The organism is Micromonospora sp. URMC 105, assembly GCF_051386295.1.
Classification (GTDB): Bacteria; Actinomycetota; Actinomycetes; order Mycobacteriales; family Micromonosporaceae; genus Micromonospora.
The window spans coordinates 14,575-39,838 of the sequence record NZ_JBPQTL010000052.1 but is presented as its reverse complement, the minus strand read 5'-3'; the positions used below and the strand labels follow the sequence as shown (position 1 = coordinate 39,838).

Here is a 25,264-nt window from a genome sequence, read left to right as displayed (position 1 = left end):
CGGTCTTGGAGGGTGGGGGTGGGGGGTGGGGTCAGATTGTGCAGTTGATGAGGACGGGTTCGGGGTGGAGGGTTACCGCGAAGCGGGCGTGGACCGTGTCGCGGATGTCGCGGGCCAGGGCGATCAGGGCCGCGGTGCTGGCCGTACCGGTGTGGTTGGTCAGGGCCAGGGTGTGCTTGCTGGAGATGGCGGTGCCCTCCGGGCCGGGGTGGCCCTTGGTGAAGCCGGCCTTGTCGATCAGCCAGGCGGCGCTGACCTTCGTCATGTCGCCCGGGCAGGGCCAGGAGGGCGGCTCGCCGAGGTCGGTGGCGCGGGCGCGCACCAGCTCGTACGTCTCCCGGTCGAGCACCGGGTTGGTGAAGAACGAGCCCACCGACCAGGTGTCCGGATCGGTGGCGTCGAGCACCATGCCCTTGCCGGCGCGCAGCTTCAGCACCGTCGCGCGGGCGTCGGCCAGCGGCACCCGGTCGCCCACCTCGACGCCGAGCGCCCGGGCCAGCTCGGCGTAGCGCACCGGGCCGGAGAGCGGGGAGCGGCGCAGCCGGAAGTCGACCGAGAGCACCACCCAGCGGTCGCTGTACTTGAAGATGCTGGACCGGTACGCGAAGCCGCAGTCCGCCGCCTCGACCCGGCCGAGGCTGTCGTCGGCGCGGTCGTACACCTGGACGCCGGTGATGCTCTCGGCGACCTCCTGGCCGTACGCGCCGACGTTCTGGATCGGGGTGGCGCCGGCCGAGCCGGGGATGCCGGAGAGGCACTCCAGCCCCGACCAGCCGTTCTCCACGGTCGCGGCGACCAGGTCGTCCCAGGGCTCGCCGGCCTCGACCCGTACGGTGACGGTGTCGGCGTCCTCGGCGACCACCCGCAGCCCCCGCGACCGGACCAGGACGACCGTGCCGGGGAATCCCTCGTCGCCCACCACGACGTTGCTGCCGCCCGCGAGGATGAGCACCGGCTCGTCGCGCCGCCGCGCCTGGCGCACGCTTCGTACGATCTCCTCGGCACTGGTGGCGGTCTCCAGCCGTCCGGCGGGGCCACCGAGGCGCAGCGTGGTGTACCTCGCCAGGGTGGCCGGGTCGGCGGGGTCGGCTCCGGTCGTCGGCTGGGCGTAGACGTCTGACACGCCTCTCACCCTAGGCTGAGGGGTAGCCGCGGCACCCACTGGTGGCCCGGTCACCCCCGGGAGGATTGCGATGAGCAGACTGCACGGCACGAAGGACTTCTGGATCGGCGCGCTCCGGGTGGACGGCCCGGCGTTCGCCGCCGCGGTGGCCGAGGCGCCGCCGGAGACACCCGTGCTCTCCTGTCCGGGCTGGACGGTCGCCGACCTCACCCTGCACCTGGCCCGTATCTACCACTGGGTGCACTCGTTCGTCGGCTCCGGTGAGACCAGCCAGCCGGCCCGCCCGGACGGCGCCGAGCTGCCCAGCGGGGTGACCCCGCTGCAGCTCTGGCAGCACGGCTACGACCAGTTGATGACCCTCTTCGACACCCTGGACCCGGAGGCGCCGGCCTGGAACTGGGCGCCGCAGCCGAAGAAGGCCGGTTTCTGGCCGCGCCGGATGGCGCACGAGACGGCGGTGCACCGCTGGGACGCCCAGCTCGCCATCGCCGCCGGTGAGCCGATCGAGGCCAAGCTCGCGGCCGACGGGGTCAGCGAGGTGCTGGACACCTGGCTGCCGGCCGGGCGCCGGGCGGTGCCGGGCCAGTGGCACGGGGTGGTGCAGTTGACCGCGACCGACGCCGCGCAGGACTGGTACCTGCGGCTGCGCGGCGAGGGGGTGGCGCTGCTCGACACCGCCACGGTCTTCGGTCACGAGGACCACCACGCCCGGGTGCAGGTGACCGGCACCGCCAGCGACCTGCTGCTCGCCCTCTGGGGCCGGATCGGCTACGACGCCCTCGGCGTCACCGGCGACCGCACCCTCCTCGACGGCCTCCGCACCGGCTGACCCCCGGGCGCCCAGTCTCAGCGCCCCCTTCTTTCCCGGAAAGAGTGGCCATTCCGCCCCGGATGGCCACTCTTTTCGTGTTTCAGGCCTCCAGGTCACGGCTCGGACGCGACGAGAGAGCGCTCTCTTGACAGCCGCGCAGTCAGCGGTGACGCTGTCGCGAGAGCGCTCTCTCAGCCCTTCACGATCGCGTCGGTACGCGGGCTGCGACTCGCTCACCAGCAGGTCCACCCGCTCCACCATCGATTGACCTGAGAGGAATCCGAGACAGATGGGTACCTTTTCGCGCCGCCGTCTGGCGGCGGTGGCCCTGGTGGCCGCCACCGCCCTGCTCGGCACCACCGCCTGCGCCGGCGACGACGAGCCCGCCGAGGGCGGGCCGATCACACTGACCGTCGACGTCTTCGGCCAGTTCGGCTACGAGGAGCTCTACAAGGAGTACATGGCCAGCCACCCCGGCGTGAAGATCGTCGAGCGGGGCACCGGCAGCAACCTGGACGAGTACTCGCCGAAGCTCACCCAGTGGCTCGCCGCCGGCAAGGGCGCGGGCGACGTGGTCGCCATCGAGGAGGGGCTGCTGGTCGAGTACAAGGCCAACCCGCAGAACTTCGTCAACCTGCTCGACCACGGCGCCGCCGACCTCAAGGGCAACTTCCTGGACTGGAAGTGGAACCAGGGGCTCACCGCCGACGGCAAGCAGCTCATCGGCCTCGGCACCGACGTCGGCGGCATCGCCATGTGCTACCGCAAGGACCTCTTCGCCAAGGCCGGCCTGCCCACCGAGCGGGACCAGGTGTCCAAGCTCTGGCCGACCTGGCAGGACTACGTCGCCACCGGCGAGAAGTTCAAGTCGGCCAACACCGGAGCTTCCTTCCTCGACGCGGCGACCAACATCTTCAGCACCATCCTGCTCCAGACCGCCGGCAACACCTCCGGCTACAGCTACTACGACACCAGCAACAACCTGGTCGTCGACAGCAACCCGGCGGTGAAGCAGGCCTACGACACCACCGTCGACATCATCGACTCCGGCCTCTCCGGAAAGTACGGCTCCTGGTCGGAGGAGTGGGTCTCCGCCTTCAAGCAGTCCAAGTTCGCCACCATCGCCTGCCCCGCCTGGATGACCGGCGTCATCGAGGGCAACGCCGGCCCGGCCGCCAAGGGCAAGTGGGACATCGCCCAGGTCCCCGGCAATGGCGGCAACTGGGGTGGCTCCTTCCTCGCCGTGCCGAAGCAGAGCAAGCACCAGGCCGAGGCGATCGAGCTGACCAAGTTCCTGACCAGCGCCAAGGGCCAGATCGGCGCCTTCAAGGCCAAGGGCCCGCTGCCCTCGTCGCCGCAGGCGCTCGACGACCCGGCGATCACCGACTCGACGAACCCGTACTTCTCCGGCGCGCCGGTCGGCAAGATCTTCGGCACCGGCGCCAAGAGCCTCAAGCCGGTCTACATGGGCCCGAAGAACCAGGCCGTCCGCACCGAGGTGGAGAACGCGGTGCGCACCGTTGAGCTGGGCCAACGCAACCCCGAGCAGGGTTGGAACGACGCCGTGAACAACGCGAAGAAGGCCGCCGCCAAGTAGTCCGAGCCAGGCGTGGGGGGGGGGGGGGGGCGGGCCCGGCCACGCCGGTCCCGCCCGCACGGCGGAGAAGGAGTCCACTCCCATGGCGGTCCAGCTCGACGCGCGACCCCCGGTAGCACCGACGCCGCGCCACACCCGCCCGACCCGGGGCAACCGGCTCACCCGGTTCGACACCCGGTACTCGCCGTACCTCTACATCGCCCCGTTCTTCCTGCTCTTCGCGGTCTTCGGGGTCTACCCGCTGGCCTACACCTTCTGGGTCTCGCTGCACGACTGGGACCTGCTCGGGATCGAGCCCACCTTCATCGGGGCGCAGAACTACACCCAGCTGATGGCCGACCCCGACTTCTGGCACTCGGTGGTCAACACCCTCGGCATCTTCGTCATCTCCACCGTCCCGCAGCTGCTCCTCGCGCTCTGGCTGGCCAACCTGCTCAACCGCCGGTTGCGGGCGCGCACCGGCTGGCGGATGGCGGTGCTGATCCCCAACGTCACCTCCACCGCCGCGGTCGCGATCGTCTTCAGCGTCCTCTTCGGCCGCGAGTTCGGCATGATCAACTGGCTGCTCGACCTGGTCGGCATCGACGCCATCGACTGGAAGGCCAACCGGTTCGCGTCCTGGGTGGCCATCTCGACCATGGTGGACTGGCGGTGGACGGGGTACAACGCGCTGATCTTCCTGGCCGCGATGCAGGCCATCCCGCGCGACCTCTACGAGTCGGCCTCGATCGACGGCGCCGGCCGGTCCCGGCAGTTCTGGTCGATCACCGTGCCGCTGCTCAAGCCGACCATCATCTTCGCGGTCATCATCTCCACCATCGGCGGGCTCCAGCTCTTCACCGAGCCCCGCCTCTTCAACTCCGGCACCAACGCGATCCGCGGCGGGCCACTGCGCGAGTCGCAGACGGTGACCATGTACATGTTCGAGAACGCCTTCGCGCCGCACTACAACTTCGGCTACGGCTCCGCCATCGCCTGGCTGCTCTTCGCGCTGATCGCGGTGGTCGCGGCAATCAACGTGCTGGTCCTGCGCCGACTCGGCGGCGGCGGGCGCAAGGAGGAATCCTGATGACCCGACTCTGGTCGGCCGGCCGGCTCACCTACGCGGCACTGACCCTCACCGCCCTGGCGTCGATCTTCCCGATCTACTGGATGTTCGTGGTCGCCAGCCGTACCAGCGACGCGATGGGCGAGGTGCCGCCCCCGGTCACCCCCGGCGGCAACCTGGGCGCGAACATCGCCCGGCTCTTCGCCAACACCGACGCGTACTTCCTCACCGGCCTGGTGAACTCGACGATCGTGGCGGTGTCGGTCACCGTCTCGGTGGTCTTCTTCTCCACCCTGGCCGGCTTCGCCTTCGCCAAGCTGCGGTTCCGGGGCCGCAACGCGCTGCTGATGGTCATCATCGCGACGATGATGGTGCCCACCCAGCTCGGCGTCATCCCGCTCTACATGCTGATGACGAAGCTGAACTGGAACGACCGGCTGCCGGCCGTGATCGTGCCGGCGCTGGTCACCGGCTTCGGGGTGTTCATGATGCGCCAGTACGCCGGCCAGGCGGTCAGCACCGAGCTGATCGAGGCCGCCCGGATCGACGGCTGCAGCACCGCGCGGATCTACTGGAACGTGGTGCTGCCCGCGCTGCGCCCCGCCGCCGCCGTGCTCGGCCTGCTCACGTTCATGACCACCTGGAACGACTTCCTCTGGCCGTACGCTGTGCTCAACGACCCGGAGAACCCGACCGTGCAGTTGTCCCTGCGGGCCCTGTCCGACGGGTACTACCAGGACATGTCCCAGGTGTTCACCGGTACGGCCATCGCCACGCTGCCCCTGCTGCTGGTGTTCATCGTGTTCGGCCGCCAGATCATCGGCGGCATCATGGAAGGTGCGGTCAAGGCGTGAGCGAACTGCGTTTCCCCGAGAACTTCGTCTGGGGGGCCGCCACCGCGGCGTACCAGATCGAGGGCGCGGCCCACGACGACGGTCGCGGCCCGTCGATCTGGGACACCTTCAGCCGTACCCCGGGGAAGGTCTTCCAGGGGCACACCGGCGACGTCGCCTGCGACCACTACCACCGGTACGCCGACGACGTGGCGCTGATGGCCGAGCTGGGACTCGGGGCGTACCGCTTCTCGGTGGCCTGGCCCCGGATCCAGCCGGACGGCACCGGCCCGGTCAACCCCCGCGGGCTGGACTTCTACGACCGGCTGACCGACGCGCTGCTCGACCGGGGGATCGACCCGATCGTCACCCTCTACCACTGGGACCTGCCGCAGACGCTGCAGGACCGGGGCGGCTGGACCGCCCGGGACACCGCCGAGCACTTCGCCGACTACGCGCTCGCCGTGCACGCCCGGCTCGGCGACCGGATCAGCACCTGGACCACGCTGAACGAACCCTGGTGCTCGGCGTACCTGGGGTACGGCAACGGGGTGCACGCCCCGGGCGAGCGCGACGCCGGGGCGGCCTTCGCCGCCGTACACCATCTGCTGCTGGGGCACGGCCTGGCGGCCCGCGCGCTGCGCGCGGCCGGCGCGCAGACCCTCGGGATCACCCTGAACCCGGCCGACGTGCAGCCCGGCGACCCGGCCAGCGCCGCCGACGTCGCCGCCGCCCGGCTGGTCGACGGCCTGCACAACCGGATCTTCCTCGACCCGCTGACCGGCGCCGGGTACCCCGACGACGTGCTGGCGCACCTCGGCCGGCTGGTGGAACCGACGTTCATTCGCGACGGCGACGAGAAGGTCATCGCCGCGCCGATCGACCTGCTCGGGGTGAACTACTACGCCCCGACCTACGTCGCCGGCCGGGCGGGCGGGGCCGGCGGCGGCGGGGCGTACCCGGGCACCGAGGGCACGGTGGAGTTCCTCCCGCCGACCGGCCCGCTGACCGAGATGGGCTGGATGATCGAGGCGGCCGGGCTGACCCGGCTACTGGAGCGGATCGCCCGGGACTACCCCGGGCTGCCGATGCTGATCACCGAGAACGGCGGCGCGTTCCCGGACAAGACCGGCGCCGTCGGTCCGGACGGTCTCGGCCAGGTCATGGACACCGACCGGATCGCCTACCTCGACGGGCACCTGCGGGCGGCGCACGAGGCCATCGCCCGGGGGGTCGACCTGCGCGGCTATCTCGTATGGTCGTTGCTGGACAACTTCGAGTGGGCCGAGGGCTACCGGAAGCGGTTCGGGATCGTCCACGTCGACTACCTGACCCAGCGGCGCACACCGAAGTCCAGCGCCCGGTGGTACCAGGAGGTGATCTCCCGGAACGGGCTATGACGAGGTGGTGGTGGCTCCGATGACGACCGCGCAGCGACCGACCCTGGAGGCGGTCGCCCGCCGCGCCGGGGTGTCCCGGGCGACCGTGTCCCGGGTGGTCAACGGCTCCACCACGGTCGCCGGTCCGATCCAGGAGGCGGTCCGCCGGGCCGTGGCCGAGCTGGGGTACGTGCCCAACCTGGCCGCCCGCAGCCTGGTCACCCAGCGGACCGACTCGGTCGCCCTGGTCATGCCCGAGGAGGCCACCCGGGTCTTCTCCGACGACCAGGTCTTCCCGGGGATCATCCGCGGGGCGGCGCAGGAGCTCGAGGCGGCCGACAAGCAGCTGGTGCTGATGCTCGCCGGGTCGGCGGCCGGTCACGAACGGGTCGAGCGGTACACCACCGGGCGGCACGTCGACGGGGTGCTCTTCGCCTCGCTGCACGGTGCGGACCCGCTGCCCGGCACGCTGGCCCGGCTCGGCATCCCGGTGGTCTGCGCCGGCCGGCCGCTCGACGGCGCGCGGGTGCCGTACGTCGACGTCGACAACGTCGGCGGGGTGACCAGGGCGGTGCGGCACCTGATCGGGAACGGTCGCCGGCGGATCGCCACCATCGCCGGCCCGCAGGACATGATCGCCGGCATCGAGCGGCTCACCGGCTACCGGGAGACGGTCAGCGCCGCCGGGCTGGCGGAGCTGGTCGCGTACGGCGACTTCACCCGGGAGTCCGGCGCGGCGGCGATGCACCAGCTGCTCACCGCGCACCCCGACCTGGACGCGGTCTTCGCCGCCTCCGACCTGATGGCGCACGCCGCCCTGCGCACCCTGCGCGAGGCGGGACGGCGGGTGCCGGACGACGTGGCGGTGATCGGCTTCGACGACATCGAGACGGCGGCGTACACCGAGCCGCCGCTGACCACGGTGCGCTGGGAGATCGTGGAACTGGGCCGGGAGATGACCCGGCAGCTGCTGCGGCTGGCCGCCGGCGAGGCGATCGAGGAGTCGGTGATCCTCCCGACCGAGCTGGTGGTACGCGAGTCCGCCTGAGCTCCGCCGCTCGGCCGGGATAACCGGTCGAGCGTGCCGGGGCCGGCCGGTACCGTCCCCCGATGACCCGTGGCCACCTGATCCGCACCGCCCGTCCCGACGACGCTCCGGAGATCGTGGCGCTGCGTGCGATCGTCCATCCGTACCTGGTCCGGGGCGTGGAGTCGACCCGGCGGATGATCGCCGAACCACCGCCGGGCGAGGACTGGGTCCCCTTCGTCGCCGAGCGGGACGGCCGGGTGGTCGGCTGGGCGTCCGCGTACCGCAACAGCCAGACCTCGGTGCCCGACTTCGGGGAGATCTCCACCCTGCACGTGCACCCGGAGCACCGGGGCCGGGGCGTGGGCACCGCGCTGCTCACCGCCGCCCTGGACCACCTACGGTCCATCGGGGCGCGCCAGGTCCTCACCCGGGCGCTGCCCGAGTCGCTGCCCTTCGCCCGCCGGCACGGCTTCGCGCCGGGCCGGGAGCTGCGCTACTCGGCACTCGAACTGCGCCCGGCCCCGCCGGCGCCGGTCGCGCCGCCGGGCGTACGGCTGGTGCCGATCGCCGGGCTGGACCCGCGCCGGATGTACCGGGCCAACGTCGCCTGCGCCGACGAGCCCGGCGACGTGCCGTCCGACGCGATCAGCTACGCCGGCTGGCAGCACGAGGTGTGGCAGAACGTCGGCCTGGACCGGGAGGCCAGCACGGCGGCCGAGGTCGACGGCGAGCTGGCCGCGTTCAGCCTGGTCAAGCGGGACGGGGACCGGATGTGGTCGGACTACACCGGCACCCTGCCGGCGTACCGGGGCCGTGGGCTGGCCCGACTGGCCAAGCAGGCGGCCCTGCACCGGGCCGCCGCGGGCGGGGTACGCGTCGCGTACACCTCGAACGACGAGGCGAACGCGCCGATGCTCGCGATCAACGCGCGGCTCGGCTACCGGCCGGTGGCGTCCCAGTGGTCCTGCCTGCGCGAGCTGACCTGAACCGGTCAGCCCTCGGCGAGGACCCGCTGGGCGGTCTGGTGGGTCGCGGCGCCGAAGAGCACCAGCCGGGCCTCGGTGACGTGCGCCGGGGTGGCGGCGCGCAGCACGGTCAGCGCTTGGCGTACGGCGTCGTCGACCGGCCAGCCGTAGACGCCGGCCGAGATCAGCGGGAACGCCACCGTGGCGGCACCCAGCTCGTCGGCGACGGCCAGGCTGTTGGCGTAGCAGTCGCGCAGCAGCGCCGAGCGGTCCTCGCCGGCCGAGAAGACCGGGCCGACGGTGTGCACCACCCAGCGGGCGGGCAGCTCCCCGGCGGTGGTGGCGACGGCCTGCCCGGTGGGCAGCCCCCGGCCGTACCGCGAGGCGCGCAGGGCCCGGCACTCCGCCAGGATCGCGGGGCCGCCGCGGCGGTGGATCGCGCCGTCCACTCCCCCACCGCCGAGCAGCGACGAGTTGGCCGCGTTGACGATCACGTCGACCCGCTGCGCGGTGATGTCCCCCTCGACCAGCGTGATCTCCATGTCAGGGCTCCCGGATGGACTGACCGAGCGACCGGCGGGTGAGCAGGGTGGCGCCGGCGACGGCGGCCGGCATGACCAGCACCGCGCCGAGCGGGATCAGGAAGCAGACGAAGACCGCCACGCCGAAGCCGAGCGCGGTGGGCCGGTCGGCCTTCAGGATGGACCGGCGGTCCGGCAGCCGCAGCCCGCGCCGGGAGAACGGCGCCCCCACCAGCTCGACGGCGAGCAGCCAGCCACCCACCGCGGCCCCGATCACCGGCACCACGGTCTGGCCGACGATCGGGATGAACCCGGCGGCGAAGAGCGGTACGCCGAAGAGCACCGACAGCCCGACCAGCCGCAGCGAGTCGGCGGCGCTGCGCCGCAGTGAGGCCCAGAGCGGCACCTCCACCGCGCCGGGGGTGCCACCGAGGCGCTCCTCCACCCGCTCGGAGATCTTCTCGTAGAACGGGTCGCCGATGACCAGGGTGACCGCGGTGAAGCTGACCACCGCCAGCAGTCCGCCCAGCCCGAGGAAGGCCAGCCCGGCGATCACCCGGACCAGGCTGCGCGGTGTCTGCGACCAGTCGTCGGCGAACGGGGTGACCAGCGCGGCCAGGTCGTCCACGACGTACACCAGGGCGGCGAAGGCGCCGAGGAAGACCGCCCCGGAGATCAGGGCCGGCACGATGCCGAGCAGCATCAGCCCGGGGCTGCGGACGTAGAGGCCGAGGCCGCGCAGGAGCAGCCCGACGCCGGAGAAGAACCGACCGACGGCGCCGGTGACGGGCGCGGCGATGCTGGGTGCGTTCACGAGCGGAGCCTAGTGGTACCCGCGGAGGTACGCCGGGCACCGTCGTACGCGTTCGGCGGACCGATTCGGGGCGGCACGACCACGATGCGCAGCAGAGCCTCGCGACGGGGCGTTGTGCGGCACGACACGTTGCGGTGCCCGGGAGGGACACTAGTATTCCGGAGAGAAAGACCGATCGTTCTCCCTATCGTCAGGAGTTCCCATGCGTATCCGCAAGCTGCTGGGCCTGTCCGCTCTCGCCAGCGTCGTGACCATCGCCGGCCTCGGCGGCGCCTCGAACGCCGCCACGCCCGAAGCCCAGGCCCGCCACAAGGGCGCCAAGCCCACCGTGGTGCTCGTGCACGGGGCGTTCGCCGACTCGTCCAGCTGGCACGGAGTGGTGTCGCGGCTGCAGAAGAACGGCTATCCGGTGGTCGCTCCGGCGAACCCGCTGCGCGGCCTGAGCTCCGACGCCGACTATCTGAAGCAGCTGCTCGCCACGGTGTCGGGCCCGGTCGTCCTCGTCGGCCACTCCTACGGCGGCTCGGTGATCACCAACGCCGCCGCCGGCAACGCCAACGTCACCGACCTGGTGTACGTGGCAGCATTCGCCCCCGACGCCGGGGAGAGCGTGCTCGGCCTGTCCAGCCAGGTCCCCGGCAGCACGCTCCCCGAGTCGCTGGCTCCGCCGGTTCCGCTCGGTGACGGCAGCCACGACCTCTACATCCGGCAGGACGCCTATCACCGTCAGTTCGCCGCCGACGTGTCGCCCGCCAAGGCCGCCCTCTCCGCCGTCACCCAGCGGCCGGTCCGCGACGCCGCTCTCGCCGAGGGCTCCGGCGCCCCTGCCTGGAAGACGATCCCGTCCTGGTTCGTGCTCGCCGGAGCCGACAAGAACATCCCCGTCGCCGGTCAGCGGCTCATGGCCGAGCGCGCCGGCTCGCGCCACACCGTCGAGGTCGACGGCGCGTCGCACTCCGTCGCCGTCTCGCACCCCGACGTCGTCTTCGACGTCATCGACGAGGCCGCTACGACCAAGTAACGGCCGGGTGTCACCGGGACGCGCGCACGAGCCGGGCAGGATGGGCGAGTGCGCGCGTCCCGGTTGATCTCGCTGGTCCTGCTGTTGCAGTCCCGCGAGACGATGACCGCCGCCGAACTGGCCCGGGAGCTGGAGGTCTCCGAGCGCACCGTCTACCGGGACGTGCTGGCGCTCTCCGCCGCCGGGGTGCCCGTCTACGCCGACCGGGGCCGGGCCGGCGGTTACCGCCTGCTCGGCGGCTACCAGACCCGGCTGACCGGGCTGACCCGGGACGAGGCGGAGGCGCTCTTCCTCTCCGGCCTGCCCGGACCGGCGGGGGACATGGGGCTGGCGGACGCGGTGGCGTCGGCCGAGCTGAAGGTCCTCGCGGCGCTGCCGCCGACCCTGCGGGACGCCCCCGCCCGCGCCGGGCAGCGGTTCCACCTGGACGTACCGGGTTGGTTCCGCGAGTCCGCGCCCCCACCGTGGCTGGCCGAGCTGGCCCGGGCCGTGTGGCGGGACCGGGTGGTCCAGCTGCGCTACCGGCGCGGCGACCGCGAGGTCGGCCGACGGGTCGAGCCGTACGGGCTGGTGCTCAAAAGCGGGGTCTGGTACCTGGTGGGACGGGTCGGCGACGGCATGCGCACCTACCGGGTGGACCGGGTGGTGGGCGTCGAGGTGGGCGGGGAGACCTTCGCCCGGGACGAGGACTTCGACCTGGGCGGCCACTGGCGGGAGCAGGCCGAGGCGTTCCTGCGGAGCATGCTGCGCGCCGAGATCACCGTCCGGCTCAGCGCCGCCGGCCTGCGCGCGCTGCGCTGGGCCCCCGAGGCCCCCTTCGCGTACGAGGAGGTGACGGCCGCCGCCGGCGAGCCCGACGGGCAGGGGTGGCGAATCACCCGGCTGCCCGTCGAGTCCGTCGAGGTGGCGTACGACCTGCTGCTGCGGCTCGGGCCGGAGGCAGAGGTGCTCGACCCGCCCGAGCTGCGGGCCCGCCTGGCCGGGGCGGCCCGCCGGCTCGGCGAGCTCTACCGGTCCGAGCCGGATCAGCGGTAGCCGGTCACGTCGGCCGGCTTGCCCGCGTCCACCACCTCGGTGATGTAGCGGAAGGCGTCCGGCCGGCTGCCGTCGACGTCGGTGAAGCCGTACACCTGGGCCAGCTGGCCACTGGAGACGGACGCGCCGTTCCAGCGGGCCTTCTGCTCGTCGGCGGCCAGGGCGGCGACCGCGCGCCCGACGAACGCCGGGGTCTCGGAGATGAGGAAGTGCGGGTCCTTGGCGGCGCCGTCGCGCCAGTTCTCCTCGGTCACCCCGAAGTGCTCCAGCATCGACTCGGACCGGATCCAGCCCGGGGTGAGCGCGACGGCGGTGCCGCCGTGCGGCTTGAGCTCGTGCGCCTGACTGAAGGCGAGCCGGACGACCGACGCCTTGGCCAGGTCGTAGAAGACCGAGAGCCGGTAGTTGGCGTCGTTGTACTCCTTGGTGCCGTCGCCGATCTCCACCACCAGCCCGCCCGGCTTACGGATCAGCAGCGGCAGGGCGAAGTGGCTGGTGATGATGTGGGTGTCCACCGCCAACCGCAGAGTGCGGAAGCCCGCCTCCAGCGGCTGCTCCCAGACCGGCTTCTCCCAGGTGATCAGCGGATCGCTGCCCCAGATGTCGTTGACCAGCACGTCGAGCCGCCCCTGCTCGGCGTCGATCCGGGCCACCAGGTCGCGGACCTGCTCGGGCACCAGGTGGTCGACCCGTACCGCGATGCCGGTGCCGCCGGCGGCGGTGACCAGCTCGGCGGTCTCCTCGATTGTCTCCGGCCGGTCCATCTCGGAGCGGCCGGCCCGGCTGCTGCGGCCGGTGGCGTAGACGGTGGCCCCGGCCGCGCCGAGCTGGATGGCGATCTGCCGGCCGGCGCCCCGGGTCGCCCCGGCGACCAGCGCGACCTTCCCCGTCAGCGGTGTCGTCGTCATGCCGTCGAGCCTGGCAGCGATACCTGACAGCCGAAGTCCGGTTTCGCCGACGAGGTGTCATGGGTCATGCTCGCCGGCATGCACCTGCTGCTCTCCGGAATCGTCGGCTCCGTCGCGTACGGGCTGGCCGGACCCGGCTCGGACACCGACCGGATCGGGGTCTTCGCCGCGCCCACGGTGGCCTTCCACGGGCTGCACCCGCCCCGGGAGTCGGTGGTCACCACCGACCCGGACGTCACCCTGCACGAGGCCGGGAAGTACGCGAAGCTGGCGCTGAGCGGCAACCCGACCGCCACCGAGCTGATGTGGCTGCCCGAGGAGTGCTACGAGACCCGGACGGAGTTCGGCGAGCGGCTGATCGCCATCCGGTCGGCGTTCCTCAGCGCGCCCCGGGTCCGCGACGCCTACCTCGGGTACGCCACCCAGCAGTTCCGCAAGCTCACCACCCGCGACTCGTCTGTTGGTGGGCGGCGGCGCTCGGCCAAGCACGCCCGGCACCTGGCCCGGCTGCTGCACCAGGGCCGGGTGCTCTACGCGACCGGCGTGCTGGAGATCCGGCTGGCCGATCCGGAGTGGTTCCGGGCCTTCGGCGAGCGGGTGGCCGGCGGCGCGCTGGACGAGGCGGAGGCCCTGGTCGCCGCGGCGCAACGGGACTTCGACGCCATCCGTACGCCGCTGCCGGAGCGGCCGGACGAGACGACGGTGGAGGGTTGGCTGCTCGACGTACGCGCCGCCCACCTGCCGCCGGGCGGCTGAACGCTCACTGCCCGCAGAACTCGTTGCCCTCCGGGTCGGCCATGGTGGTGTGCCGGCTACCCGGTCGGCCACCTCGCCCAGCACCGTGGCGCCGAGCGCCTCCAGCCGCTTCACCTCGGCCTCCCGGGCGTCCGGCCATCCGTAACCGGTTACGGCTCAGTCGGCCAGCCTGACCCGGACCCGCCGGTTGGCGCGGCCCTTGCTCTCCACCTTGACCACCTGGACCTTGCCGATCTGGGCGGTGGAGGCCACGTGGGTGCCCCCGTCGGCCTGCACGTCCAGCCCGACGATGTCGACGATCCGGACCTCCTGCTCGTCCGGCGGGATCAGGTTGGACTGGGTGCGGATGATGTCCGGCAGGGCCAGCGCCTCGGCCCGGGGCAGCACCCGCACGGCGACCGCCCGGTCGGCGGCCACCTCGGCGTTGACCAGCTCCTCGATCCGGGTCTTGAAGTCCGGCGGCACCTCGGGCAGGTTGAAGTCCATCCGGGCCTCGCCCGGCTCCATGTTGCCCCCGGTGACCAGCGCGCCGAAGTCGCGGAACACCACCCCGCAAAGCACGTGCAGCCCGGAATGGGTACGCATCAGCCGGGTCCGCCGCTCGTCCTGGACCGCGCCGGTGACCGTGGTGCCGGGCGGCGGCACCGGGTCGCCCTCGGCGGGGATCAGGTAGAGGTCGTCGCCCTTGCGGGTGCCGACGATCCGGGTCTGCACGCCCTGCCAGAGCAGCACGCCGTGGTCCGGCGGCTGGCCGCCGCCGCCCGGGTAGAACGCCGACCGGTCCAGCACGAGGCCCTGCTCGTCGGCGGCCAGCACCGTGCACTCCCACTCGCGCAGCGTCGGGTCGGCGAGGTCGAGGCGGTGGGTGCGGCCGTGGTGTGTGACGCCCATGACGGCAGACGTTACCCGTTGAGGAACGTCGAAATCCGTTCCCGCAGGTCGGCGCGTTCGGTCCAGGCGAAACCCGGCCGGTCGTACACGTGCAGGGTGGCCTGCGGCAGCGCGGCGGCCAGCTCCTCGGCGACGTGCGCGGGGTGCAGGTCGTCGCCGGCGCAGCCGATCACCAGCGCCGGGGCGGTCACCGCGGCGAGCGCGGCGACGTCGCGCAGCGGGGCCTGCTCCGGCAGGTCGGCCAGGCCGGGGGCGAGCCCGTCGCGGAGCAGCTGGTCGAGCCGCTGCCGCAGATACGCCCAGCCGGCCGGGGTGTTGCGGATCGCCGTCGGCAGCTCCAGCGCGACCACGTCGGCGACGGCCGAGGCGTCGCCGCTGCCGACCGCGTCCAGCAGGTCGGTCAGCCGTTGCCGGGCGACCGGGCCGCGCGGGGTGTCGAGCACCGCCGGCAGGAAGAAGACCAGCTTCTCGAAGCGGTCGGGGCTGTCGGACAGCAGCCGGCAGAGCGCCCCGGCCCCGAGGCTGGCCCCGAAGGCGCGGCTCGCCCCACCGAGGTCGGCGATCGCCCGCAGGTCGCGGGCGAGGTCCAGGTAGCTCCACGAGCCGGGCGGCGCGTCGGAGCGCCCGTGCCCGCGGAACTGAAAGAAGATCTTGCGACCGGTGACCGCGCTGCCGAACGGGCGGGTGGTGGCGATGCCGTTGCCGAGCCCGTGCGCGAAGACCGTGGTCGGGTCACCGGCACCCGTGACCAGCCGTTCCAGCCGTACGTCGTGCGGCGTGGTGACCAGCTCGGTCTCCGGCTCGGGCAGGGCCGGGCGCCCGGTACGCGGCGCGCCCGGGCCGGGCCCCCAGGTGCGGGGTCCGCCGTCGGGCGGCGGGGGCCAGCGGAAACCCCTCACCAGAACCCTTTGCCGTCGTGCAGGTCGCGCAGCCCGACCCGGACGTCGAGCAGGTAGATCAGGCCCGCCGCGATGCCGATCAGCCCGAAGATGCTGAGCGCGCCGAAGCCGAGCAGGGTGAGCACCAGACAGACCGCCAGGATGGCGATCCAGCCGCCCTTGGGCAGGGTGCCGATCGCCGGGAACGCGTCGGCGCGCTGGGTGATCGCGTGCACCAGGGCGACGCCCTGCACGATCAGCGCGAAGACGAGCAGGATCCGGTCGATCACGAAGACGACGTCGAAGACGAAGATCGGCGCGGCGATGGCCATGCCGGCCAGCATATGCCGACGACCCCGGAAACGTCCCACAGGACGCTTCCGGGGTCGTACCGGTTCGCGGCGGTTACTGGGCGGCCGGGCGGGTCCGCTTGGTGGCCTTCGGCAGCTTCGCCGACGGGGTGTCGGCCGGCTTGGCGGCGCGGGCGGCCCGCGGCCGGGTGGTCTTCGCGGCGGCCGGCTTGGCCTCGACGATCTCGGCGACGTCGGCCGGGGTCGGGGTCTCGGCCGTGGTGACCTCGGCCTTCACCTCGGCCGGGAGGGTGGCGTCGGTCGCCTCGATGTCGGCGTTGACGGTGTCGGCGGCCTCCAGCACGCCGGCGCCGACCACGCGCTCGCCCCGGGCGATCAGCGCGCCGTACGCGGCCAGCGCGCGCTCCTGGGCGGCCTGCGCGCCGACCAGCAGGGCGGCGGCGTTGCGGGTGGCGGCCTCGCGCAGCTTGTCCAGGTCGAGGTCGGCCGGGACGGCCTTTTCGCGCAGGCCGGTCGCGGTCAGGTTGGCGGTCTTGAGGGTCTCGGTGGCCTTCTGGCGCAGCTCGAACCCGGTGACGACGGCCTTGCCGCCGATCTCGGTGACGGCCCTGGTGCCGTCGTTGACGACCTTGGTGCCCAGCTCGCTCACCACGGTCGGGAGCTTGCGGAGCTGCTGGTACGCCAGCTCACCGGCGCCGGCGGCGGCGTAGAGCGGGGCCGGGATGCGGTTGGTCTTCGGCTGGGTCATGACTTCTCCTCCTCGGCCGCTCCCGCGGCCTTGCTGTCGGGGGTGACGGGGGCGGGCGCGGAGCCCGCCTCGGTGACGGCGACCGATTCGAGGACGGCCTCGGTCGGGGTGCCGTCAGCGGTGGTGGGGCCGGTCGCGGCCGGCGTGGCGGTGGCGGCCGCCTCGGTCGGTGCGGCCGGCACGGTGGGTTCCGCCGCGGTGGGGGCGTCCGGGCCGGCCGCGGCGGTCGCCTCGGCGAGCCGGACGTTCTCCCGGCGGAAGGTCTCGTAGATCTGGCTCAGCGACTGCTTCTGCGCCATCGTCAGGTCGGGGTCGACGGCGATCGCGGCGAGGACCCCCTGACCCTCCTTGTCGTCGAGCAGCCCGGCGCGCAGGTACATCGCCGGGGTGGAGACCCGCAGCGCGCTGGCGAGCTGCTGGAGCACCTCGGCGCTCGGCTTGCGCAGCCCGCGCTCGATCTGACTGAGGTACGGGTTGCTCACCCCGGCCTGCTCGGCGAGCTGGCGCAGCGAGATCTTGGCGTTCCGACGCAGGTCACGGATGAATCCGCCGACGTCGGGTAGATCCTTGGGTGCGGCCATGGGCCCAACGCTAGTCCGGGCTGCTAACTACAGCAAGCAGATCGCTAGCCAGAGTTAGCAAGGTAACAACGGGTGGTTGCGACCCCGGTGTCCGCTGCGTAGCTTGCACCCGTGACGATGATCGACATCAACGGTGCCCGGCTCGGTTACGACGAACTGGGCAGCGGCAGTCCCGTGCTCCTGCTGCACGCCGGCATCGCGGACCGGCGGATGTGGCGGCACCTGGTGCCCGCTCTCGCCGAACGGCACCGGGTGATCGCGCTGGACCTGCGCGGCTACGGCGAATCCGAGCTGCCGGCGGCCTCCTTCGCCCACCACGACGACGTGGTCGCGGTGCTGGACGCGCTGGGCCTCGACCAGGCCGCCCTGGTCGGCTGCTCCTTCGGCGGTTCGGTGGCGATCGACACCGCGCTGGCGCACCCGCACCGGGTCTCGGCGCTCGCGCTCTTCGGCTCGGCCGTCTCCGGCAACCAGTGGTCGGAGGAGGCCGAGCAGCTCTGGGACGAGCTGGTGGGCGAGGTGGACCCCGAGGACCTTGCGGCCAGTGCGGCCGGCGAGGTGCGGTTCTGGGTGGTCGGCCCCGGGCGCCGCCCGGAGGACGTCGACCCGGGCCTGGTCGCCTTCGCCGAGGAGATGGACCAGCGGGCGCTCGCCGCCGAGCAGGCGCTCAGCGCGGTGGAGGTCGAGGAGCTCGACCCGCCGGCGATCGAGCGCCTGGCCGAACTGCGGCTGCCGCTGCTGGTCACCGCCGGCGCCGCCGACGTGCCGGACATCTCCCGCCTCGCCGACCGGATCGCCGCCGAGGTGCCCGGCGCGGTCCGCCTGCCGGACGTGCCGGACGCCGGCCACCTGCTGCCGCTCGAGCGCCCGGCGGCGGTCGACGCCGCCCTGCGCGACTTCCTGCGCTGAGCGTGCGCCCGGCTCGTCCGGCTTTCGGCGTGTCGCGCCCGGGAGGACCGGTCGTTGATGAGCGTCATGCCTCTCCGGCATGAAAAATGCCTGAGAGGCATGACACTCAGGCAGCCTTCCCGCCCGACGGGCGCCACCCTCCGTAGCGCCGCCACCCGGACTCGCCGCGGCCGAGCGCCTCGACGCGCCGGGCGGCCCGGCGCAGGCCCTCACGCCGGCGCGACGCCGGCCGGCTTCACCAGGCCGCGCGGACCGCGCCGACCGGCAGGCCGCCGCCGAAGAGCGGCAGCTCGGCGTACTCGGTCAGCACCGGGGCCGCGACGCCGAGCCGGCGCAGCGCGGAGACCAGCACGGGCATCCGGGCCCGCGCCGCGCCGTCGTCGATCTTCAGGGCGACCGCGCCCACCCCGGGCACGGCAGCGGCGATGACGCCCTCCGCGCCCACCTTGGCCAACGCCCCGGGTACGCCCCGCATCAGCCGGGTGTCCTCGGCGACGGTCCCGCCGACCAGCTCCGGGTACGTCCGCATCGCGTCGGACACGGTCCGCTCCACCGACCCCGGCTCGGCGGAGACCAGCCGCAGGTACGCCCGGGCCAGCCCGGTCAGCGAGACGGCGAGCACCGGCGCGCCGCAGCCGTCCACCCCCACGGCCGCCGCCTGCTCGCCGGTGAACTCCTCGATGGTGGCGGTGAGCCGCTGCTGCAACGGGTGCTCCGGCCGCCAGTAGCCGTCCAGCGGCCAGCCGGCCGCCGCGCAGGTCAGCAGCATTCCGCTGTGCTTGCCGGAGCAGTTCATCTGCACTCGGGTCGGCCCGCCCCCGGCGCGGAGCACCGCCTCCCGGGCGGCGTCGCCGACGGGCAGGTCGGGCGGGCAGTGCAGGGCGGAACCGTCCAGCCCGGCCCGGGCCAGCAGCGCCTCGACCCGCAGCAGGTGGAACTCCTCACCGGCGTGGCTGGCCGAGACCAGTGCCACGTCGGCCGGGTCGGTCAGCGGCAGGCCGGCGCGGAGCATGCCGACGGCCTGCATCGGCTTGTTCGCCGAACGCGGGAAGACCGGCGAGGTGACGTCCCCCGCCCCGGCCACCGGCGCGCCATCGGCGTCGAGCACCACCACCGACCCGCGGTGGACGCCCTCCACGAACTCGGACCGGACCACCTCGGCGAGCGGCACGCCGCCCTCGTACGTCTTTCCCACGAAGTGGACGGTACCGACGCCTCCGGTCGGCCCGGCAGGCGGGTGACCAGGGGCGTCGGCGGTGCCCGTACAGGGGTGCCCGGCGGAGCCGGCCTTACAGGCCGAGCAGCGTACGGGCCTCGGCGGTGGTCAGCGGCGGGCGCTGCGCGAGCTGGGCGAAGCCGACCGCCCGGGCGACCAGCTGCATGTTGGACTCCACCGGCTGGCCCTTGGCGTACGTGACGGTGTCCTCCATGCCGACCCGCAGGTGCCCGCCCGCCGAGAGCGAGGCCAGCAGCACCGGGATCGTGCTGCGCCCGATGCCGGTGGCCGAGAAGGTGGTGCCCTCCGGCAGGTCACGCAGCGCCTGGTGGGCGGCGACCAGCGCCTGGGTGGTGCCCGGCATGCCGCCCGGCACGCCCATCACGAAGTCGACGTGCACGTGGCCGCCGTGCGGCAGCCCGTACTTGCCGAGCAGCCGCTGCAGGGCGGTGAGGTGGCCGAGGTCGAAGATCTCGTACTCGGGGACGATGCCGCGCTCCTGCATCCGGGTGTGCAGGTCGACGATGAACTCCCAGCGGTTGAGGAAGACGTCGTCGCCGAAGTTCAGCGTGCCCATGGTGCAGGAGGCCATGTCCGGACCGGCGTCGAGCACGGCGAGCCGGGCCGACTCCGGGTCGGTCACCGCGCCGCCGGAGGAGAGCTGCACGATCAGGTCGGTGCTCTCCCGCAGCGCCGTCACGGTCTCCCGCAGCCGGCCCTGGTCCAGGGTCGGCTGCGCCTCGTCGTCGCGGATGTGGACGTGGATCACGGCGGCGCCGAGCGCCTCGCACTCCTTGGCGGTCAGCAGCAGCTCGTCGAGGGTCACCGGCAGCGCCGGCACCTCCGCCTTGGCCGACTCCGCACCGGTGGGGGCAACCGTGATCAACGTCCCTGTGCTCATGCCGGGATCCTAACCGCCCGGCCCGCCTCCGGTCGACGGCCGGAGCGCGGATCGGCGGAAGAACAGCGGGGCCGAACTCGGACCGAAGGAAGAATTCCTGCGGTACGGGCGCGGCCCCGGCAGCCTTACTCCCGGTCGATCGCCGCGGCGGTCTCCCCCACCAGCAGCCGGGCGTCGTCGGAGACGTTGCGCTTGACCACCGCGAGGGCGACCTGCCCCAGCTCGTAGTGGTGCACGGCGGTGCCGACGAAGCCGACCGCCCGGCCGTCCAGGGTCACCGGCGTACCGGCGGCCGGCGGCTGGTCGGTGGTCACCCCGTCCAGGTGCAGCAGGACGAGCCGACGCGGCGGCTTGCCCATGTTGTGCACCCGGGCCACCGTCTCCTGCCCCCGGTAGCAACCCTTCTCCAGGTGCACCGCGGGGGCGATCAGGCCCACCTCGGCGGGGATGGTCCGGTGGTCGGTGTCCACCCCGACCCGGGGCAGCCGGGCGGCCGCCCGCACCGCCTCGTACGCCCACAGCCCGGCCACCGGCACCCCGTTGCCGCGCAGTTCGGCGACGACCTGGTCCATAGCGGGCCGGGGCACCAGCAGGTCCACGCCGAGCGGGCCCCGGCGGGCCCACCCGCCGGCGGGCAGCGGTCGCACGTCGTACACGGCGGTGGGCCGGGACGGCACCTCGCCGGAGCGGAACTTCGGACCCGGCACGGCGACCACGTCGGGGTCGGCCAGCCCGGTCACGCCGAGCGCCGCCACGGCGGCGACGGCCTCCGGGCCGACCAGCGAGAGCAGCGCGTGGTCCGCGGTGGCGTCGCGCGGCTCGACCCGGCTGAAGAACCGCATCTTCTCCAGGTAAGACAGCAGCGCCTCGGTGGCGCCCGGCTCGGTGTCGAGCCAGGTCGTCTCGCCGTCCTCGGTGACCATCGCGTGCTGCTCGACGTGCCCGTGCGGGCTGAGCACCAGCAGCTCGGTGCCCTGCCACGGCTTCAGCGCGGCCAGGTGCTGGCTGGTCAGCGTGTGCAGCCAGCTGATGCGCTCCGCGCCGGGTACCGCCACCACACCGCGGTGCGACCGGTCCACCAGGCCGACGCCGGTGGCCAGGGTGCGCTGCTCGCGCATCGGGTCGCCGTAGTGGGCGGCGACGCCCCGGACCCCGGCGGCGCGGTGGGCCGGCTCCGGCTGGTCGCGGCTGGCCTCGTCGATCGCCTCGACGGCCACCGCTCCCGCGATGTCGATCATTTCGGTTCCCCGTCCTCGCAGTGGCCGCAGACGCCGAAGAGCGCCACGTGCCCGATGTCGACCCGGAACCCGCGCTCGGCCACGAGCTGGTCGGCGAGGGGGCGGAGCAGCTCGGGATCGATCTCGTCGATCGCCCCGCACTCGCGGCAGACCAGGTGGACGTGCTGGTGCTCACCCGCCGCGTGGTAGGTCGGCGACCCGTGCGACAGATGGGTGTGGGTCACCAGACCGAGCCGCTCCAGCAGCTCCAGGGTCCGGTAGATGGTGGTGATGTTGACGCCGGCGGCGACCTCCCGGACCGCCGTGTGCACCTGCTCCGGCGTGGCGTGCCCCAGATCCAGGACGGCCTGGAGCACGAGCTGCCGCTGCGCCGTCAGCCGCAGCCCACGGGAGCGGAGCATTTCCGCGAGGGAGGATTCGGACACCGTCCGATCATAGTTCGGCGTCGGCGGGCCGTTCCGGAGCGGAAAGCTCCAGGCTCGCCGGGATGGCCTCGAAGGCGCGTGCGACCCGCTCGACGAGGGCCGGCAGCCCGCCCTGACCGCCGCCGTGCACCCAGGCCCGGGCGGCCAGGCGCCAGGCGGTGGTGGTGACCTCGGCGAGGACCTGGGGCCGGAGGTCCCCGGGAGGCAGGCCGAGCCGGCCGGCCAGCCGATCGGTGAGCCGCTGCTCGACCTCGGCGCGGTGCCGGGCGGCGTAGGCCAGCAGGGCAGGCGAGGTCAGCACCAGCCGCCGGGTGGCGACGTAACGGTCCGCCCAGTCGGCCCCGAGCCCGGCGACGACCTCGCCCAGCAGGTCGCTCAGCTCGGTGAGCACGAGGCCGGACAGGGCGCGCCGGTCCAGTGCGGCCAGGAAGGCCGACCAGAGTTCCGCCTCCGCCTCGATGGCGGCGGCCTCCTTCGCCGGGAAGATCCGGAAGAAGCTGCTCCGGGAGACCTCCACCGCGTCGACCAGTTCCTCCACCGTGGTGGCCTCGAAGCCCCGCTCGGTGAAGAGCCGCAGCGCCGCGTCGGCGAGCGCCCGCCGGGTGCGCAGCTTCTTCCGCTCCCGCAGTGGCAGGGCGCGGTCGGACGTCGGCGAGTCGGCGGTCATGGGCGGCAATCTAGTCGCCTCCGGACCGCAGGGAGACCTGGCACCCTTAGAAACCTGTTGTCATTTGACACTGAGTCTCAATATGATCCGAGTGTCGGAAGCGTGGCAGCGAACGAAGGAGCGAAGCATGTCGACCACACCCACCCTCAACGGCCAGGTCGTCGGCCTGGCCCACTACGCCACCCGGGCGGTCCTCGAACGCGAGCTGACCCCGCTCGGCACGTCCTTTGCGCAGGCACTCGCCCTCAACGCCGTCGCCAACGCCGGCGGCGCGATCGACCGCTCCCGGCTGGTCGACCGGATGACCAGCACCGTGAAGATCGACGCGGCGGCGGTGCTGGCGACGATCGCCGAGTCGGTCGAGGCCGGCCTGGTGCGGGTGCTCCCGGCGGACGAACCGCGGGTGGAGCTGACCGACGCGGGCCGGGCCCGGCAGCGCCGGATCGCCGAGATCAGCGCCGGCATCGCCGGCCGGGTGTACGCGGACATTCCCGCCGACGACCTGGCCGTCGCCGCCCGCGTGCTGACCCTGGTCACCGAGCGGGCCAACGCCGAACTGGCCGCCGCGCGGGGCTGACCTCGCCGAGGCGAGCGCCACCCGGCGCCCCGGCCACTGGCTAGGCTCGACGGCCATGGAGGAAACCAGGGTCGCCGTGCTGGGCCGGGGCGTCGTACCCGTCGGGGAGCTGGTGCTGCGCGGCGACGACCTCGGCGTGCTGCGCGGAGACGGCCTGTTCGAGACCATGCACCTGCGCGGCGGGCGGCCGTGGCTGCGCGACGCGCACCTGGCCCGGCTGCGGACCGGCGCCGCTGCGGTGGAGCTGCCGCTACCCCCGGACGAGGTCCTGGTCCAGCTGCTGGAGAGCGTCGCCGCCGGGTGGCCGGCGGAGGTCGAGGGCGCGTTGCGGCTGGTCTGCACCCGGGGCCCGGAGGGCGGCGGACTGCCGACGATCTACGCGACCCTGGGCGAGGTCGCGATGGCGTCCCGCCGGGCCCGCCGCGACGGCGTCACCGTCGCCACCCTCTCCCTCGGGGTGCCCGCGGCGGCCCGGGCCGAACTCGACTGGCTGCCCACCGGCATCAAGTCCACGTCGTACGGGGCGAGCACCGCCGCGCGGCGCTGGGCCGCCCGCAACGGGGTGGACGACGTGCTCTGGGTCTCCAGCGACGGGTACGTGCTGGAGGGCCCGAGCGCGAACGTGGTCTGGCTCGACGGCGGCACGCTCTGCGCGGTGCCGGCCGCGGCCACCGGCATCCTCCCCGGCACCACGGTCGCCTGGCTGCTGGCCCACGCCGGGGAGGTGGGCCTCGCGGCCGCCGAGCGCATGGTCACCCCGGACGGGTTGCGGGCGGCGGACGGCGTCTGGTTCACCTCGTCCGTCCGCGGCCTCGCCCCGCTGCGCACCCTGGACGGCGCGGAGCTTCCCGCGTCCCCGCACAGCCCCACCCTGCACGCCCTGCTGGGCTTTCCCCTGCCCTGAGCGGCGGGAGGGGCACGGCGGCCAGGCGGCCGGGGTCAGCCGGCCACGCGGATGAGGCGGGCGGAGAGGTGCGGCGACAGGGCATGGCCCATGCCGGCCATCTCCTGCGCGTAGAGCAGCGCGCCCTCGACGATGCCGAAGAGGCGGGCACCGGCGGTGACCTCCTTGGCGGTGGAGGTCCGCACGACCGCGTCGGTGGCGAACTCGATCTGCGTGCCGGTGCGCTTGCCGATGTAGAGCTCCATGATCCCGGTGGGGCTCATCATCAGCGCCTCCAGCTCGTCGGTGGCCCGATCGCCGCTGAGCACCGGACGCCACCAGCCGACCTCACGCCCGGCGGGCCGGACCGGCCGGCTCTGGTCGTCGAGGATCCACGCCCGCGACTCGTAGAACAGGAACGGCCGGCCGTCGTGGCTGATCCGGATCTCCTGGGCGAAGTCGAAGTCCTCGATGGTGGGGAAGCCGCCCCGGCCCCGGCCGCGCCACACCCCGACGTACGGCAGCAGGCCGTCCAGCGTCGGGTGCAGCTTCGGACCGACCCGCAGGTCGTGGCTCTCCTCGTACGGGTACTCGTCGACCGGCGGGGCGTTCAGCCACGGCGGTTGCAGCGGGTTCTCGTCCGACGGGTTCGCGCTCACCAACGTCCTCTCGACATGCGTACGGCAAGGTAGACCAGGCCACCGGCGAGCGCGCCCAGGCCCGCGACCAGCAGGCTGACGAACCCGATCTCGGTAACCATCATGGTCATCCTATGCTGGGCGTCATGGCCCGCACTCTCGTCGTCAAGGCCACCGCCGGGGCGGACGCGCCGGAACGGTGCGCCCAGGCCTTCACGGTCGCCGCCACCGCCGCCGCAGCCGGGGTGGAGGTGTCGCTCTGGCTGACCGGTGAGTCGACCTGGTTCGCCGTTCCCGGCCGGGCGGAGCAGTTCGAGCTGCCGCACTCGGCGCCTCTGGGGGAGCTGCTGCACGTCATCCTCACCACCGGCCGGGTGACCGCCTGCACCCAGTGCGCCGCCCGGCGGGACATCGGCCCGGGGGACGTGCTGCCCGGGGTACGCATCGCGGGGGCGGCCGTCTTCGTCGAGGAGGCGATGGCCGAGGGGGCCCAGGCGCTGGTCTACTGACCACCCCGAGCCACCCCGAGCGCCATGTCCGATCTGCGCGGAGTTCCGATA

At 73.3% G+C, this 25,264-nt stretch carries 30 protein-coding genes; 14 read left to right on the top strand and 16 right to left on the bottom strand.

Going from position 1 to position 25,264, the window contains the following annotated elements; translation table 11 throughout:
- Positions 1-31: 31 nt before the first annotated feature.
- Positions 32-1,123: a UDP-N-acetylmuramate dehydrogenase gene (locus tag ACSNN7_RS17955; protein WP_436681961.1), complete on the bottom strand. Its 1,092-nt coding sequence runs from the start codon at positions 1,121-1,123 to the stop codon at positions 32-34.
- Between the two features lie 70 nt (positions 1,124-1,193).
- Between ACSNN7_RS17955 and ACSNN7_RS17950 the strand changes: the two genes are divergently transcribed.
- The 7 genes from ACSNN7_RS17950 (at position 1,194) to ACSNN7_RS17920 (ending at position 8,807) form a co-directional block, all read left to right on the top strand.
- Positions 1,194-1,952 (top strand): maleylpyruvate isomerase family mycothiol-dependent enzyme, encoded by a 759-nt coding sequence (locus tag ACSNN7_RS17950; RefSeq protein WP_436681960.1) that lies wholly within the window; start codon positions 1,194-1,196, stop codon positions 1,950-1,952.
- A 271-nt stretch (positions 1,953-2,223) separates the two neighbouring features.
- Positions 2,224-3,531, top strand: a complete 1,308-nt coding sequence (locus tag ACSNN7_RS17945; protein WP_436681959.1) for an ABC transporter substrate-binding protein — start codon at positions 2,224-2,226, stop codon at positions 3,529-3,531.
- An 82-nt stretch (positions 3,532-3,613) separates the two neighbouring features.
- The gene (locus ACSNN7_RS17940; RefSeq protein WP_436681958.1) at positions 3,614-4,600 is read left to right on the top strand and encodes a carbohydrate ABC transporter permease; all 987 of its coding nucleotides are present in this window, start codon (positions 3,614-3,616) and stop codon (positions 4,598-4,600) included.
- Entirely contained in the window at positions 4,600-5,433 is an 834-nt protein-coding gene (locus ACSNN7_RS17935) for a carbohydrate ABC transporter permease (protein WP_436681957.1), read from the top strand. The genes ACSNN7_RS17940 and ACSNN7_RS17935 overlap by 1 nt, the downstream gene beginning before the upstream one ends.
- Positions 5,430-6,812: a GH1 family beta-glucosidase gene (locus ACSNN7_RS17930; protein ID WP_436681955.1), complete on the top strand. Its 1,383-nt coding sequence runs from the start codon at positions 5,430-5,432 to the stop codon at positions 6,810-6,812. Before ACSNN7_RS17935 ends, ACSNN7_RS17930 begins: the two co-directional genes overlap by 4 nt.
- Before the next feature lie 19 nt (positions 6,813-6,831).
- The gene (locus tag ACSNN7_RS17925; RefSeq protein WP_436681954.1) at positions 6,832-7,839 is read left to right on the top strand and encodes a LacI family DNA-binding transcriptional regulator; all 1,008 of its coding nucleotides are present in this window, start codon (positions 6,832-6,834) and stop codon (positions 7,837-7,839) included.
- 62 nt (positions 7,840-7,901) lie between these two features.
- Positions 7,902-8,807, top strand: a complete 906-nt coding sequence (locus ACSNN7_RS17920; protein ID WP_436681953.1) for a GNAT family N-acetyltransferase — start codon at positions 7,902-7,904, stop codon at positions 8,805-8,807.
- Positions 8,808-8,812: 5 nt separating this feature from the next.
- Here the strand turns inward: ACSNN7_RS17920 and ACSNN7_RS17915 are convergent, their stop codons facing one another.
- Both ACSNN7_RS17915 and ACSNN7_RS17910 read right to left on the bottom strand, forming a co-directional pair.
- Positions 8,813-9,328: an O-acetyl-ADP-ribose deacetylase gene (locus ACSNN7_RS17915; RefSeq protein ID WP_436681952.1), complete on the bottom strand. Its 516-nt coding sequence runs from the start codon at positions 9,326-9,328 to the stop codon at positions 8,813-8,815.
- A gap of 1 nt (position 9,329) precedes the next feature.
- Positions 9,330-10,121, bottom strand: a complete 792-nt coding sequence (locus tag ACSNN7_RS17910; RefSeq protein WP_436681951.1) for an EI24 domain-containing protein — start codon at positions 10,119-10,121, stop codon at positions 9,330-9,332.
- A gap of 202 nt (positions 10,122-10,323) precedes the next feature.
- Between ACSNN7_RS17910 and ACSNN7_RS17905 the strand changes: the two genes are divergently transcribed.
- A complete protein-coding gene (locus ACSNN7_RS17905; protein ID WP_436681950.1) occupies positions 10,324-11,142 on the top strand; it encodes an alpha/beta fold hydrolase in 819 nt (272 codons plus the stop codon).
- A 48-nt stretch (positions 11,143-11,190) separates the two neighbouring features.
- Positions 11,191-12,177, top strand: a complete 987-nt coding sequence (locus ACSNN7_RS17900) for a helix-turn-helix transcriptional regulator (RefSeq protein WP_436681949.1) — start codon at positions 11,191-11,193, stop codon at positions 12,175-12,177.
- On the opposite strand, the gene ACSNN7_RS17895 is transcribed toward ACSNN7_RS17900, so the two are convergent.
- Complete coding sequence (locus ACSNN7_RS17895; protein ID WP_436681948.1) at positions 12,168-13,085, bottom strand: SDR family oxidoreductase; 918 nt, start codon at positions 13,083-13,085, stop codon at positions 12,168-12,170. The two genes, ACSNN7_RS17900 and ACSNN7_RS17895, sit on opposite strands and share 10 nt — an antisense overlap.
- Before the next feature lie 78 nt (positions 13,086-13,163).
- Here ACSNN7_RS17895 and ACSNN7_RS17890 point away from each other — a divergent pair, with 78 nt between their 5' ends.
- Complete coding sequence (locus ACSNN7_RS17890) at positions 13,164-13,841, top strand: nucleotidyltransferase domain-containing protein (RefSeq protein WP_436681963.1); 678 nt, start codon at positions 13,164-13,166, stop codon at positions 13,839-13,841.
- A 156-nt stretch (positions 13,842-13,997) separates the two neighbouring features.
- On the opposite strand, the gene ACSNN7_RS17885 is transcribed toward ACSNN7_RS17890, so the two are convergent.
- From ACSNN7_RS17885 to ACSNN7_RS17865, 5 genes are all read right to left on the bottom strand, one after another.
- Positions 13,998-14,732: an alanyl-tRNA editing protein gene (locus tag ACSNN7_RS17885; protein WP_436681947.1), complete on the bottom strand. Its 735-nt coding sequence runs from the start codon at positions 14,730-14,732 to the stop codon at positions 13,998-14,000.
- Positions 14,733-14,743: 11 nt separating this feature from the next.
- On the bottom strand, positions 14,744-15,631 hold the full coding sequence (locus ACSNN7_RS17880) for an alpha/beta fold hydrolase (protein ID WP_436681946.1): 888 nt from the start codon (positions 15,629-15,631) through the stop codon (positions 14,744-14,746).
- A complete protein-coding gene (locus tag ACSNN7_RS17875; protein ID WP_088964374.1) occupies positions 15,628-15,942 on the bottom strand; it encodes a DUF2516 family protein in 315 nt (104 codons plus the stop codon). Before ACSNN7_RS17875 ends, ACSNN7_RS17880 begins: the two co-directional genes overlap by 4 nt.
- Positions 15,943-16,015: 73 nt before the next feature.
- Positions 16,016-16,669, bottom strand: coding sequence for a hypothetical protein (locus ACSNN7_RS17870; protein ID WP_436681945.1), 654 nt, complete (start codon positions 16,667-16,669; stop codon positions 16,016-16,018).
- A complete protein-coding gene (locus ACSNN7_RS17865; protein WP_436681944.1) occupies positions 16,666-17,250 on the bottom strand; it encodes a helix-turn-helix domain-containing protein in 585 nt (194 codons plus the stop codon). The genes ACSNN7_RS17870 and ACSNN7_RS17865 overlap by 4 nt, the downstream gene beginning before the upstream one ends.
- 117 nt (positions 17,251-17,367) lie before the next feature.
- Between ACSNN7_RS17865 and ACSNN7_RS17860 the strand changes: the two genes are divergently transcribed.
- Positions 17,368-18,159 carry an alpha/beta fold hydrolase gene (locus ACSNN7_RS17860; protein ID WP_436681962.1) on the top strand — a complete coding sequence of 264 codons (792 nt, stop codon included), beginning with the start codon at positions 17,368-17,370 and terminating at the stop codon, positions 18,157-18,159.
- A gap of 235 nt (positions 18,160-18,394) precedes the next feature.
- On the opposite strand, the gene ACSNN7_RS17855 is transcribed toward ACSNN7_RS17860, so the two are convergent.
- The 5 genes from ACSNN7_RS17855 to ACSNN7_RS17835 all read right to left on the bottom strand — a co-directional run bounded on the left by ACSNN7_RS17855 (position 18,395) and on the right by ACSNN7_RS17835 (position 22,606).
- Complete coding sequence (locus ACSNN7_RS17855) at positions 18,395-19,354, bottom strand: asparaginase (RefSeq protein WP_436681943.1); 960 nt, start codon at positions 19,352-19,354, stop codon at positions 18,395-18,397.
- 94 nt (positions 19,355-19,448) lie between these two features.
- On the bottom strand, positions 19,449-20,276 hold the full coding sequence (locus tag ACSNN7_RS17850; RefSeq protein ID WP_436681942.1) for a 3-keto-5-aminohexanoate cleavage protein: 828 nt from the start codon (positions 20,274-20,276) through the stop codon (positions 19,449-19,451).
- 125 nt (positions 20,277-20,401) lie between these two features.
- A complete protein-coding gene (gene ygfZ / locus ACSNN7_RS17845) occupies positions 20,402-21,514 on the bottom strand; it encodes a CAF17-like 4Fe-4S cluster assembly/insertion protein YgfZ (RefSeq protein ID WP_436681941.1) in 1,113 nt (370 codons plus the stop codon).
- Entirely contained in the window at positions 21,511-21,915 is a 405-nt protein-coding gene (locus ACSNN7_RS17840; RefSeq protein WP_357105307.1) for a Fur family transcriptional regulator, read from the bottom strand. The genes ygfZ and ACSNN7_RS17840 overlap by 4 nt, the downstream gene beginning before the upstream one ends.
- Positions 21,916-21,946: 31 nt before the next feature.
- Entirely contained in the window at positions 21,947-22,606 is a 660-nt protein-coding gene (locus tag ACSNN7_RS17835) for a TetR family transcriptional regulator (RefSeq protein ID WP_436681940.1), read from the bottom strand.
- Positions 22,607-22,733: 127 nt separating this feature from the next.
- Here ACSNN7_RS17835 and ACSNN7_RS17830 point away from each other — a divergent pair, with 127 nt between their 5' ends.
- Together ACSNN7_RS17830 and ACSNN7_RS17825 are read left to right on the top strand one after the other, a co-directional pair.
- Positions 22,734-23,183, top strand: coding sequence for a hypothetical protein (locus ACSNN7_RS17830; protein ID WP_436681939.1), 450 nt, complete (start codon positions 22,734-22,736; stop codon positions 23,181-23,183).
- A gap of 55 nt (positions 23,184-23,238) precedes the next feature.
- Positions 23,239-24,087 (top strand): aminotransferase class IV, encoded by an 849-nt coding sequence (locus ACSNN7_RS17825; protein ID WP_436681938.1) that lies wholly within the window; start codon positions 23,239-23,241, stop codon positions 24,085-24,087.
- Positions 24,088-24,122: 35 nt separating this feature from the next.
- On the opposite strand, the gene ACSNN7_RS17820 is transcribed toward ACSNN7_RS17825, so the two are convergent.
- Entirely contained in the window at positions 24,123-24,725 is a 603-nt protein-coding gene (locus ACSNN7_RS17820; RefSeq protein ID WP_436681937.1) for an FABP family protein, read from the bottom strand.
- Positions 24,722-24,826: a small membrane protein MtfM gene (gene mtfM / locus ACSNN7_RS17815; RefSeq protein WP_036376929.1), complete on the bottom strand. Its 105-nt coding sequence runs from the start codon at positions 24,824-24,826 to the stop codon at positions 24,722-24,724. The genes ACSNN7_RS17820 and mtfM overlap by 4 nt, the downstream gene beginning before the upstream one ends.
- Before the next feature lie 12 nt (positions 24,827-24,838).
- Here mtfM and ACSNN7_RS17810 point away from each other — a divergent pair, with 12 nt between their 5' ends.
- Positions 24,839-25,213 (top strand): DsrE family protein, encoded by a 375-nt coding sequence (locus ACSNN7_RS17810; protein ID WP_334449714.1) that lies wholly within the window; start codon positions 24,839-24,841, stop codon positions 25,211-25,213.
- The last annotated feature ends 51 nt before the right edge of the window (positions 25,214-25,264 follow it).